The sequence below is a fragment of the Geomonas sp. Red276 genome, assembly GCF_054784495.1.
On sequence record NZ_BLXW01000031.1, the window covers coordinates 1 to 12,319 of the forward strand.

Consider the following 12,319-nt stretch of genomic DNA (forward strand, 5'->3'; position numbering starts at 1 on the left):
TCAGTACCGCTTTAACCGTCGTTTCGATCTTGCTGCTATGCTTCCCCGCCTCGCTGCTGCCGCTGCCCGGACTGGCAGCCGACCAGAGCGGTGGTTACGCCTAGCGGAAGATTGGCGCTAATCAGGTAAAAAAATGACACTTCGGAATGAAACGTGACGTTTTCACCGTCGGAAACACAAGTTCGGCGCGGAAATCGCATCTTGGTTCGCCAAGTGACATGTTCGCCCCCAAGAGGGCACTTTCCGTTGCGACCCGGCACCTTCCTCTTGGAGCACCGTAGGGTGGGCACCCCGTGCCCACGCGGTCCGGCAACAAAATGGTAGGCACTGCGCTGGAGTCGAAGCGCCTCTCTCTTCATCGCGGAATCTACGGATCGATTGAAAACGATTTTGTTGTAATTTCAAGGGGATTGTTGTAGTGTTCACCGAATGAACGGTGAAGAGGAAAAAGTTTTAGATCCCTACCGCTCCTTCCTGCTCCTTTCGGAGATCTCGGGCGAGGAACAGTTATCCCAGCGGGAGCTTGCCAAGCGTCTCGGCATCGCGCTCGGTCTCGTCAACTCCTATCTCAAGAATCTCGTCGCCAAAGGTTTCGTCCGGGTCAACAACTTCCCGCGGAACCGTTACGCCTATCTCCTCACCCCCAAAGGTTTTGCCGAGAAGAGCCGTCTCGCCTACCAGCACCTCAGCTACTTTTCCGGGCTGTACACGACCGCGCGCCAGGACTATCTCAGGCTGTTTCGATCTCTCGCCGCCGAAGGGGTGAAGAGCGTAGCCTTCTGTGGCATCGACGAGGTCGCCGAGATCGCCTACCTCTCCCTCAAGGAAACCGGTTTGGAGCTCGAGTTGGCCATCGACTCAGAGGGCGCGGGCGAAAGGTTCTTCGACAAGACGGTGATAGCTCCGGAGGCCGCCATTCCCTCGTGCAGCTCCAGGATTATCATCACCTCCTTGAAGCGCGGGGAGGGACTGCACGAAGAACTTCTGAAGATGGGCGTCGAACCCGCGAGCATCTATCGGGCGGGGGCCATCTGAAGCGGGTTATCTTTAATTGTGGCGCAAAGGCGAATTCCGGTATCCCCACAGGAGGCCGAAATGGATGAAAACGACAAGCTTTTTTTTGAGGCTCTATTCGACAAGCACGCTGCACAGACCGACAAGCGGTTCGACGAGCTCGCGGCGCGCATCGATGGAGTTGAAACTCTCCTCAACGAACGCATCGACGGAGTCGAAGCCCGCCTGAACGAGCGTATCGACGGAGTCGAAGCCCGACTCAATCAGCGCATCGATGAAGTCGAAGGCCGGCTCAATCAGCGCATCGATGGGGTCCTCGCCCACCTGACTGAACGGATTGACGGCGTCGAAAGCAGTGCACGTGAGCATTTCAATAACCTCGACCACAAGTTTGACTTGTTGTTGGAAGGCCAACAGCTGCTTGGAGAGCGATTGGACCGGATGGGATCGGAGTTGAAAGAGGAGATTGCCCGGGTGGATCGTGGAGCTCAACATCGTTAAAGACGTGACGAGCGTCAGTATCTAGAATCAGAGATTGCTAAGATCATCGGAAAGCTAAAGCGCTAGCCGTTAGGCTTTGGAGGGGTTGCTGCCGGAACTGGAGAGCAGACTGGAGCAGGGATGAAGATGCAGAGTCTGGTTTGATTTAGTAGGTGGGGCTGCCTCGCTGAAGAGCAATCTTTACAAGGAAATCGATGCTTCTTATTAAGGGCACTGCCGCTGAATGGCTTAGCCGACTAAAGACGACTTTTCTTGGGACAAGGAGAGCTATCGAAGACGTCATTGTTTCGATGATTCCTCAAGTCGTCTCCGTCGTAACTGGCTTCGTTACGTCAATCTTGATTGCTCGTGGTCTTGGCCCCAAGGCAATGGGTGACTATGCCCTTATCCTGAGTGTTTCCGGATTAGCGGCAGCGCTGTCGGACCTGGGTATTGGTCAGACAGCGATCCGTTTCGCCTCACGAGCGGTGGAAACAAATGACAAGGAGGCCCAATTCGCTGTACTGAGATGGGCATTCCGGTTGCGGATGCTGCTGGTTGTTATGGCATCACTCTCGGCGTTCATTGTGGCTCCGGTTGTCGCTAAGAGCCTTTGGCATGAGGCTGACTTATCTTTCTTGGTCAGGGTCAGTCTTCTAGTGGGTATTTTTACTGCCGTGGCCCACATCCCCACAATATACTTTCAGTCGCTTAAGCGTTTCAAAATGAATGCGTTTATTTCGACTGGACAGACAGTTGTATCGTTCGCAGGGATTTTGCTCCTCGCGTTGCTGAAAAAATGGTCTCTGGAAACTGTCATTACCGTATCGGTTGTCGCCGCTGGAGCCGGAGCGGTGGCCTTTATATTGCTCGTACCACGGGGGGCGTTCTTTAGATGGCGCGAGTTTAGAAAACCTGTGCGTGAGCTCCCCCAAATGCTGTTGCGAGCTCCAGTTGTTGGTGCAGGATCTGGTGGGATGGACACTACCGGTGCCAATACATTCGCGTTTTTCATGCTACTCTCATCGGTTTTGGTCACGATTACCATGCGAGCGGATGTATGGATGATGGGTTATTTTCTGGATAAGGCGGAGATAGGCCTTTACAGCATCGCAACACGATTCACAATGCCTCTGGTCATTTTACTTGGGGCACTAAACACGGCGCTCTGGCCTCGGGCGTCCGCATTGACTGACTTTGACAAGACAATGGCCATGATAAGAAAAACAATCGGCCTAAGCCTTCTAGTTGCCGTTTTTGCGATGGTTTATTCGTTGGTTGCGCCGTATGCCACTCCCTTATTCTTCGGCCAGAAGTATGCCGACGCTGTTTTGCTGGGGCAGGCTTTATGTGTGAGGTACGTCGTTTCGCTACTCGTATGTCCGATTGGCATCATCGGTTATAGTTTTGGACTCGTTAGGCTTTATTGGCTGGTCAATCTCCTCCAGTTAGTGGGCGTGGTCGTGATTAACATGGCACTGCTTCCCCGCTTTGGTGCAATGGGGGCGGCCATGGCGCTCATCTGTAATGAGGTGATCGGTTTTATATTTTCAGCTGGAATCATTTGGCGAAAGGTCGCCCAAACTAAATCGAAAATGACAACGGAATCTATTTAGTCCTTCGGAGATATACCGCAAATGGCCGACAAAAAACTTTATGAAGAGTTCCATTCCGGGACAACTGCGCTCACGACAATACCGACGAAATCAGATTTTTCGTTACGGAATCACCTTAAGGTCTATGACAAATATTTAAAATCAGGTGTAGAGGTTCTGGATATAGGCTGTGGCGGAGGCGCATTTTCGATTTACTCCGCCAGCAAAGGCGCGAAAACAAAAGGCGTCGATCTGTCGGATAAGGCGATCGGGGAAAACAGGAAATCTATTAGTATTCTTCATCTTGAGAACAACCTCCGATTCGAGGCGGAGGACTTCATGCAGTATTCTGATAGCGAGCAGTACGACGTCATAATGATGACAGAAGTGCTGGAGCATCTACCTGACGATCTTGCCGCGCTCAGAAAAGTTTATGACCTGCTTAAGCCTGGCGGACACTTTTTGATGTCGGTTCCATCGGTCAACGCGCCGCTGCATAAAAAGTACATCAAGGAATTTGGCAAGGATCCTTTTGATGAAAGAGTAGGGCATCTCCGCCGTTATACTGAGGATGCCATTCTCGATTTGCTCAAAAAAGCCGATTTTGAAGTCATCGAGTCTCTCTTGTGTGAAGGGTACCTGCGAAACTGGCTTTTCAACGACAAGTTAGGGCAGCGTTTCATGCGGTTCAATAGGTACTTTGTTCAAGATGTGGTGTCGTTCTTGGACGACCACATTTTCACACCGATTTGGGGCGAGTCTGACATCATAATCGCGGCCTTCAAGAAATGAAGATAGTTTTCATAGCAGCTCTCTATTATCCACATATAGGCGGGGTTGAAAAACACCTTCGCGAGGTAAGTAGCGAGTTGTTGAAGGATGGTCATGGTGTAACCCTCATCGTTGAAAACCATGACCGCCTCCCCCCTTACGAACGCATCGATGGTGTCGACGTGCACCGTCTGGCAAAAAGCACGAAAAGGTATATCAAAACCCTTTACCGGTACCAGCAGATAGCCGGACTCTTTCCGAAAGTGTTGGCAGCCGATGTCGTTCATTTCCACGATTACTCCGTTTTTTGGGCGTGGCTTCCATTTGTGCTGGCCCTCAAGTTACTTCGAAAAAAGGTGTTTATCACCTTTCACGGGTGGGAAGGTAAATGTCCTCCTGATCCAAAAACTGTGCGACGGAGAAGTCTCACCAGCCGTTTATGCCAAGGCAACATCTGTGTGGGGCATTACATCCAGAAGTGGTATGGAACTCGGCCGGATGCAGTCACGTACGGAGGGGTAGCAAAGGCACGGTTTGCGGCAAGGAAAGAGGAGATGGTCCTTTTTGTCGGCCGCCTGGCAGAGGACACGGGGATAAGACAGTACCTTTCCGCCTGGCAATCCGTGAGTGCTGAATTCCCGTCGTACAAGTTGATCATTTGCGGTGATGGAGTCTTGAAAGAGTGGGTGACTTCCTTTGTCGCAGAGCACAATTTGAATGTTGAGTTACAGGGCTTTGTACACGACGTGGATAGCTACCTGGCACGGGCCTGTGTTGTTTTTACGTCAGGATACCTGGGAATACTTGAAGCCTTTTCTTACTCGAATGCAGTAATTGCTCTGTACGACAACCCTCTTAAAAAGGATTACCTCGAACTGATGCCTGGCAGCGAAAAGATGATGTGGATCGCCGGGGACAACGAGGAACTTCAGCTCTGCATGCGTGAGGCCTTAGCCGGCGGCTCGTCGAAGCCAGAGGTTGGCAAGGCGTTCGCCGACGAGCACGACTGGAGCGCGGTTAAACGTACCTACTACCGTCTATGGGCCAAGGGATGAAAACTATACAATCCGCCGTATCCCTTATTACGACCGTTTTCAATGAAGCGACGACCATTGTCGCTTTCCTTGAGAGTTATCTGCATCAATCCACCTATGCGGCAGAATTCATCTTGGTGGACGGCGGATCTACCGATGGAACTGTCGATTTGATCCGGAACTACGCACAGTCACACCCCGACCTCAATTTAAAAGTGGTCGTCGACAAAACGTGCAGTAGGAAGTACACCAAAGGCCCCATCGCCAGGGGGAGAAATGTTGCCGTTTCCAGCGCGGTTAATCCTCTGATAGCGGCATGTGATGCGGGATGTATGCTGGAAAGTAAATGGTTAGAAGAGATAACCAGCCCACTTTCCGACGAGGACGTCGATGTCGTGGCTGGTTGGTACGAGCCGGTACTCGCCAATGATTTCCAGAAGTCCTATTCAAGGCTCTTCGTCCCCATCCTGCAAAGCATCGATCGGGAAAACTTCCTTCCGTCTTCGCGGAGTATCGCTTTCAGGAAGGAGGCGTGGGCGAGGGTGGGGGGATATCCGGAGGATACCTACACCGCCGAAGACACCATGTTCGACATGCTGCTCAAAAAAGCCGGTTGCCGATTCCATTTCGCGGAGAAGGCGGTCGTCTACTGGAACTGCCCGAGCACTTTGGATGAGGCCACCAAGAAACACTACAACTACGGCTACGGGGACGGACAGTACGGGTTCTTCAAGAAGAACTACCTGACCATCCTCTTCAGCCTGATCCTTCCGTACAAATACTTCCTCAAACCCCACTATAAGGGTGCCCGGAAGATGGCTTACCTCATAAACCTAAGCCTGGTCCGGGGATACCTGAAGGGAATGCTGGCGGGGGCGGGGACAAAGTCATGATGCTCTTTGTCGCCGATTACCCGGGGCCGCACAACGAGAAGGACGGCATGATGCAGCGCATTGCCGCCATCGATAACCGCTTCAGCTCCGTCAACAGAAGCTACCTCAAGGTAAGCCTGGTCGGTAACTTGAAGGCGGGGAAGGAGAGGCGCTCGGAGCTGCTGACCATCTACCGGCTCAACCTGTTTCTTCACCTGCCGCTGATCCTTTACCTCGCACTCACCGCACGCTGCATCTACGTCCATTCCGTCGGCAACGCGCTGGCCATTCTCCCCCTGTATATTTTTCGCCGCTGCGTAACCGACATGCACGGCGTGGTCCCCGATGAGTTCCAAATGGCGGGACGGAGGCTGGCCGCCTGGCGGTACCGGCTGGTTGAGCGGGTGGCGGTCAAAAACAGTCTCGCGATCGTGACCGTCAGCGGAGCGATGGCCGATCATTACCTGCGCAAGTACGGAATCCCCCGTGATCGTGTGGTCAATGTCCCGATCTTCGATGAGGCGGGGGCCGTCCCGCGGCGCGAATCAACCGGCAACGCACCACTGGTGGTCTATGCCGGGGGCACCCAGGCCTGGCAGAATGTCGACTTGATGGTCTCCACCATCAAGGAGGTGGGCGCCCGCTGCCGCTTCTTGATCCTGACTGGGGACGTGACCGGCTTTCGCGAAAAGCTTTCCGATCACTCAACCAGCGAGATCGAAATTAAAAGCGTGCCCAAAAAAGAGGTCTACTGCTATTATGCCCAGGCCGATCTCGGCTTCGTCCTGCGCGACGACGACCTCGTTAACCGCGTCGCCTGCCCGACGAAGCTGGTCGAGTATCTATCCTGCGGAGTCATCCCCATCGTCATCCAGCCCGCCATTGGTGACTTCGACACCTTCGGTTATTGCTACCTTACCCTCGCCGACTTTCTCCACCAGGAGCTCCCGTCTCCCGAGCGGCTCGAGGAGATGAGGGAGAAAAATTACCGTGTTATCGAAGAGATGAAGTCTTCGGCGTTGTCGGAGATGCAGCGCCTGGTGAACCTCTGCATGCTTTCGGGACCGGTGAACCATGCGGCATAGTTACCGGGTGGCGGCAGTGGTGGTGCTCTATCGTCCGACGCAGGAGGTGGCGGACAACCTGAGGAGCTACCTCGGCGAGGTCGAGACCCTCTTCGTCGTCGATAACTCGGATGACGCCGCCTTCGCCTCCATCGCTGATAGCCTTGGGGCCAACGTCCGCTATCTCCCCAACCACGCCAATCTCGGTATCGCCACCGCCCTCAACCGCGGCGCCGAGAAGGCCCGGGAGGCGGGGTGCGATTTCCTGCTGACCATGGACCAGGACAGTAAAGCCGAGCCGGGGATGATCGCGGAGATGATCGGCTGCCTGGAGACGATGGACGCGACACAGGTGGGGATGCTTTCCCCGTTCCACGTCACCAAGTCCGGGCATACGCCGGGAAGCGAACGCTGTCAGGAGGTGATGACGCCGATGACCTCCGGGTGCCTTTTGAACCTGCGGGCCTATGAGACTGTGGGGCCGTTTCTCGACAAACTCTTCATCGATTTCGTTGACAACGAGTACTGCCTGCGGCTAAGGTCTCGCGGTTACCGCGTGCTGCGCGCGAACGGGGCCCGGTTGCTGCACAGCGTCGGCGAAACGAAGAAGTACGGCCCGTTCATCGCCACGAACCACTCGCCGCTGCGCCGCTACTACAAGACGCGCAACCGGTTCCTGGTCTTCACCATGTACTTGCGCCACTTCCCGGGGCACTGCCTCTTCGACCTGGTGCGCCTTGCCAAGGAGACCGGGAGCATCATCCTCTTCGAGGACGAGAAGCTGAAGAAGCTCTCCATGATGTGGCGCGGTTTCATCGATTTCACCCGGGGAAGGTACGGAAAGTATGGAGGATAGGCGCCCGCTGAAAGTGGTATTTCTCGCCCCCTTCGGTATCCGTCCCAAGGGAACGGTCCTGGCACGCATGCTCCCGCTGGCGGTGGAGCTGCAGACGCTCGGCACCGAGGTGGTGATCATCGCGCCTCCCTACACCAATCCGGAGGATTCGGGGAAGGTGGAGGAGGTGCGCGGCGTACGGCTGGTGAACGTCTCGCTCCCGAAGGGTGGCAAGCTGGTTTCCACCCTCCTTCTTTCCCTGCGGATGTTCCGGGCTGCCCTGGCCGAGAAGCCCGGCCTGATCCATCTCTTCAAGCCGAAGGGGTACGGCGGGATAGCTGCCATGCTGGTGATCGCCGTCCGCAACCTTGGTGTGCGGCTCCCGCCGGTGGTGGTCGATACCGACGACTGGGAAGGGAAGGGGGGGATGAACGAGCTCCACTCCTACTCCAAAACGGAAAAGGCCGTCTTCGAGTTCCAGGAGCGCTGGCTTCTCCCGCATTCGTCGGCGGTCACCGTCGCGAGCCGCGAGCTGGAGAAAAAATCGCTCGAAGTCGGAGTCGCTCCCGGGAAGCTTTTCTATCTCCCCAACTGTGTCGAGGGGGGAACCCGGGGAAACGGTGCCGCGGCCCGGGCCAAAGTCGGCATTCCGCTCGACGCCACGGTGCTCCTTTTGTACACCCGCTTCTTCGAGTTCGAGCAGGAGCGGTTGCACAAGGTGCTGGACGGCATCCACCGCGAACTTCCGGACGTGCGCATCCTGGTGGTCGGCAAGGGGCGCCACGGCGAAGAATCGCAATTGGCTGCCGCGGCCGCGACGCTGGGGTTCGCGGGCGTCTTGCACCAGGCCGGATGGATCGAGCCGGCGGAGCTCCCTGACTATCTCGCGGCCGGAGACGTTGCGCTCTACCTTTTCGAGGACAACCTGATCAACCGCTGCAAGTGCCCGGCGAAACTCACCGAGCTTTTGTCCGCTTCGGTCGCGGTGGTCGGTGACCGGGTCGGGCAGATCGCGGAATATATCCGGGACGGCGAGGGAGGTCTCCTCTGCCGCCCCGATAACTGGCAGGAAATGGTGGCGGCGGCAGTCGCCCTGTTGAAGGACCCCGCCCGGCGTACCGCGCTGGGGAAAGAGGGGAGGCGCTCCATGCTGGAGAGCTTCAACTGGCATGGCTATGCCACCTCTTTGCACGATTTCTATCTACGGAGTTTGTGATGACTGAACGACGCAAGGATTTGCTCTATCTGCTGGGACTTTTGCTGGTGCTGATCATCTTCTTCGCGAAGATCCTGTTCACGAGTCAGATCGTCCGCGCGCCCGACATCATCGCCGAGTTTTTCTGGGGCGTGAAACACTTCAAGACCATGAGCTTTCTTGACCTGTTCCGCCCCTCCATGCACGCCGGGTGGGACTACCTCTCCAACGGCGGCGGCACCGAAGGCGGGGGAACCATCTCGCTGCAGTTCCTCTTCTACCGGAACCTCCTGTTCTGGCTGCTCCCGGAGCCGGTCAACACCGCCTGGTTCATGATCCTGCATCTCTTCTTCGGCGGCGCCGGCACCTACTGCTTCTGCCGCGCCATCGGGGTCGGGCGCCTCGGCTCCTTCCTCGGCGGCCTCATCTTCGCCATCGCGCCGGAGAACGCCTCGCTGATCAACGCCGGCCACGTGCAGAAGATCGCCACCATCAGCTTCGCACCCTGGGCCTTCTACTTCGTGGAAAAGGGTTTCCAGACCAGGCGCTACATATTCGCCATGACCGCCGCGGTCTGCCTCGCGTTCCAGTTCTTCAACATGCACTGGCAGGTCGCCTTCTACACCTGCCTCGGTATCGGCGTCTACGGCGTCTGCCGCTCGGCGGCGATCATCTACCAGGAGCGCAAGGAAAAGGGAACCCTCCCGAAGATCCTGAGCCTCAATGCCATCATCCTCCTCTTCTTCCTCTCCACCGTGGCCATCTCGCTCGTCCCGCTCTCGGACTGGTCGAAGGACACCACCCGCGGGGTGCAGAGCGGTTCCAACCAGGGTAAGGGCGGGCTCGACGTGGAAGAGGCGATGTCCTGGTCGCTCCCCCCGGAAGAACTCGTCACCTTCGTCATCCCGGGCTTCTTCGGCTACTCCCGCCAGGAAGGGGGCTACAACGGCACCAACATCGACGCCTACTACTGGGGGAGGATGGTCTTCACCCAGACCACCGACTACATGGGGCTTCTCCCGTGGCTCCTGGTACCGCTGCCGCTCATCTTCAGGCGCGACAAGTACACCTGGCTCGCGACCGCCGGCGTGGTGGTGGGAATCCTCTTCTCGATGGGGAAATTCACCCCCTTCTACTGGTTCCTCTATGAGCACTTCCCTGGCATCAACCGGTTCCGCGTTCCCAAGATGATCATGTTCCTCCCGGTGATGGGGCTCGGCGTACTGGCCGCCCGCGGGCTCGATCTCCTGATCGATGAAAAGGTACGCGCAACCACCGCTTTCCGCAGGTATGTCTATGGAATCGTGGCGTTCCCGGTGGCGCTCGGGGCCTTCCTCGGGATCGAGACGGTGGCGCGGAGCAGCTTCATGGACGCCTTCTCCAACATGATCGGGAATCCCACCAGGTACGAGCAGGGGCCCGAGCTGGTCGCGCGCCGATGGGTGAACCTGGTGAACGAGACCGGGATCGCCATGGTGGTGGCGGCCATCCACGCCGCGGTGATCTACGCCGGAGGAAAGAACAAAAAGATCCTGGCCTGGCTTCCCGTCCTGCTGCTCGCCTGCTACTTGGGCGACGTCACCCGGGTCAATCTCAAGTACCTCCTGCTGCAGCCGGTGCCGGAGCAGACCCGCGGTGTGAAGACCCCCGCCATGGAGTTTGTGGCCAAGGCGGGCAAGGAGTACCGCACCCTTCCGATGGAGGGGGCCGATCCCATGTCTTACGTCAGTAACGGCATCCCGGTCATGTTCACCTCCAACCCGGTCCAGAAGAAGCGGTGGCAGGATTTTCTCGACAACTTCAACGCGATGTCGCCCATGGCCGACATAATGAACGTCAGGTACATCGTGGAGGCGGGCGAACAGTACGAGAAGGAGAAAGGGGTGGTCGGGTCTAAATACACCCCGGTCTTCACCGCTCCCGACGGGAGCGTCGTGCTCGAGAACCGTAACGTTCTTCCCAAGGCCTGGCTCGCCCCGGTGGCGGTCATGGCCAACTCCCCGGAAGACGCGCTCGCTGACCTGCAGAATCCCCAGTTCAACGGCAGGTCGATGGCGATCGTGGAATCGGCTACCCCGATCCCGCTGGCTACCCCGAGCCCTCAGGCGCCGCTTTCCGGCGGCGACGCACGGGTCACCCGCTACGATCCCACCCAGATCGAGGTCAACGCCGCGGTGCAGACCAATTCGGTGCTGGTACTTGGTGAAAAGTACTACAAGGGGTGGCACGCCTACGTCGATGGCAAGAAGGCCGAGATCTACCCGGTCGACTACGTCCTGCGTGGGGTCTATCTGCCTCCGGGGCAGCACAAGGTCGAGTTCATTTTCGACCCGACCCCGTTCAAGGTCGGCAAATACCTCACCCTGGCCTCCTTCCTGATCTTCGCCGCCGCGCTGGTGCGTGAATACCTGCTCCGCCGGCGCCAGGCGGCGGAATGCCGGAGCACCGCGGAGGATGGGGCGGCGTAGAGCTTTTAGTGTTGGTTATCAGCAGAGGGGACTGGCTCCGTTTCGGAGCCTGTCCCCCTAGCGGAGCGCTCTTTCAGCCTTACCCGCTTTCCTCAAAAGCCCTAAGGGGACAGGCACCTGGCGGAGCCAGTCCCCTCCTTCGGGTGAGGGGCTGTTAGGAGTTGAGGTGCAGTTGACCGAGCGGAAGATAGTGACTGATCAGATAGCATTTTGCGGAGAGACCGAAACCCTGGACGAGCTGACCGGGTACCGGTTGCGGATCGTGCAGCCCCGGCACGGCTACCGCTTCTCGGTCGATCCGCTCCTCTTGGTCGATTTCGCGCAGCTGCGTGCGGGTGACCGGGTGGCGGATCTCGGGACCGGATGCGGCATCGTCCCGCTGCTGGTGGCCCGGACCGAGCCGGCTGCACAGGTCACCGGGATCGAGCTGCAGGAGGGGATGGCGGCCCTGGCCAGGAGAAACGTGGAGGCTAACGCACTCGCCGACCGCGTCGAGATCATCGACGGAGACGTGATCTCCCTGAAGGAGCGCTTCACCGTTTCGAGCTTCGATCTCGTCCTCTCCAATCCGCCCTACCGTCGCCCCGGTACGGGGAAGGTAAGCCCGCGGGCCGGGCGTGATCTCGCTCGTCACGAAACCACCGCCACCCTTGCCGACTTCCTGTCAGCAGCCAAGTTCCTGGTCAAGGAAAGCGGCAGGATCTGTTTCATCTACCACACCTCGAGGCTTACCGAGCTGATGGTCGAGGCGGCGCGGCAGAAGCTTGCGGTGCTGCGGCTTAGGATGGTGCACGGGACGGCGAAGATGGCGGCGCGGATGTTTCTGGTCGAGTTGATGAAGGGGCGTGCCGGCGAGTTGCAGGTGGAGCCGCCTCTTTTCGTGCGGGGAGAGGATGGGGGATACAGCGAGGAGAAGCTGAGGATCTATCGTAAAGAAACTGAAATCGAACGCGGATAACGCGGATTTACGCGGATTTACGCGGATACTGCA

Annotated in this window: 11 protein-coding genes and 1 pseudogene; all 12 read left to right on the forward strand. The window is 57.4% G+C overall.

Going from position 1 to position 12,319, the window contains the following annotated elements; all coding sequences use genetic code 11:
• Window positions 1-121, forward strand: a pseudogene (locus ACYVL5_RS17910) (IS1595 family transposase); the annotation flags it as partial.
• Between the two features lie 308 nt (window positions 122-429).
• Window positions 430-1,035, forward strand: a complete 606-nt coding sequence (locus tag ACYVL5_RS17915; protein ID WP_460596940.1) for a winged helix-turn-helix transcriptional regulator — start codon at window positions 430-432, stop codon at window positions 1,033-1,035.
• 60 nt (window positions 1,036-1,095) lie between these two features.
• Window positions 1,096-1,515, forward strand: coding sequence for a hypothetical protein (locus ACYVL5_RS17920; RefSeq protein WP_460596941.1), 420 nt, complete (start codon window positions 1,096-1,098; stop codon window positions 1,513-1,515).
• A gap of 194 nt (window positions 1,516-1,709) precedes the next feature.
• Window positions 1,710-3,110, forward strand: coding sequence for an oligosaccharide flippase family protein (locus ACYVL5_RS17925; RefSeq protein WP_460596942.1), 1,401 nt, complete (start codon window positions 1,710-1,712; stop codon window positions 3,108-3,110).
• A 21-nt stretch (window positions 3,111-3,131) separates the two neighbouring features.
• Window positions 3,132-3,881, forward strand: coding sequence for a class I SAM-dependent methyltransferase (locus ACYVL5_RS17930; protein WP_460596943.1), 750 nt, complete (start codon window positions 3,132-3,134; stop codon window positions 3,879-3,881).
• Window positions 3,878-4,915: a glycosyltransferase family 4 protein gene (locus ACYVL5_RS17935; protein ID WP_460596944.1), complete on the forward strand. Its 1,038-nt coding sequence runs from the start codon at window positions 3,878-3,880 to the stop codon at window positions 4,913-4,915. Before ACYVL5_RS17930 ends, ACYVL5_RS17935 begins: the two co-directional genes overlap by 4 nt.
• On the forward strand, window positions 4,912-5,787 hold the full coding sequence (locus tag ACYVL5_RS17940; RefSeq protein ID WP_460596945.1) for a glycosyltransferase: 876 nt from the start codon (window positions 4,912-4,914) through the stop codon (window positions 5,785-5,787). The genes ACYVL5_RS17935 and ACYVL5_RS17940 overlap by 4 nt, the downstream gene beginning before the upstream one ends.
• Entirely contained in the window at window positions 5,784-6,851 is a 1,068-nt protein-coding gene (locus ACYVL5_RS17945; protein WP_460596946.1) for a glycosyltransferase family protein, read from the forward strand. The genes ACYVL5_RS17940 and ACYVL5_RS17945 overlap by 4 nt, the downstream gene beginning before the upstream one ends.
• The gene (locus ACYVL5_RS17950) at window positions 6,841-7,686 is read left to right on the forward strand and encodes a glycosyltransferase family 2 protein (RefSeq protein ID WP_460596947.1); all 846 of its coding nucleotides are present in this window, start codon (window positions 6,841-6,843) and stop codon (window positions 7,684-7,686) included. The genes ACYVL5_RS17945 and ACYVL5_RS17950 overlap by 11 nt, the downstream gene beginning before the upstream one ends.
• Entirely contained in the window at window positions 7,676-8,881 is a 1,206-nt protein-coding gene (locus ACYVL5_RS17955) for a glycosyltransferase family 4 protein (protein WP_460596948.1), read from the forward strand. Before ACYVL5_RS17950 ends, ACYVL5_RS17955 begins: the two co-directional genes overlap by 11 nt.
• Window positions 8,881-11,328, forward strand: coding sequence for a YfhO family protein (locus ACYVL5_RS17960; protein WP_460596949.1), 2,448 nt, complete (start codon window positions 8,881-8,883; stop codon window positions 11,326-11,328). The genes ACYVL5_RS17955 and ACYVL5_RS17960 overlap by 1 nt, the downstream gene beginning before the upstream one ends.
• Before the next feature lie 166 nt (window positions 11,329-11,494).
• Window positions 11,495-12,286, forward strand: coding sequence for a tRNA1(Val) (adenine(37)-N6)-methyltransferase (locus tag ACYVL5_RS17965; RefSeq protein ID WP_460596950.1), 792 nt, complete (start codon window positions 11,495-11,497; stop codon window positions 12,284-12,286).
• Window positions 12,287-12,319: the final 33 nt, after the last annotated feature.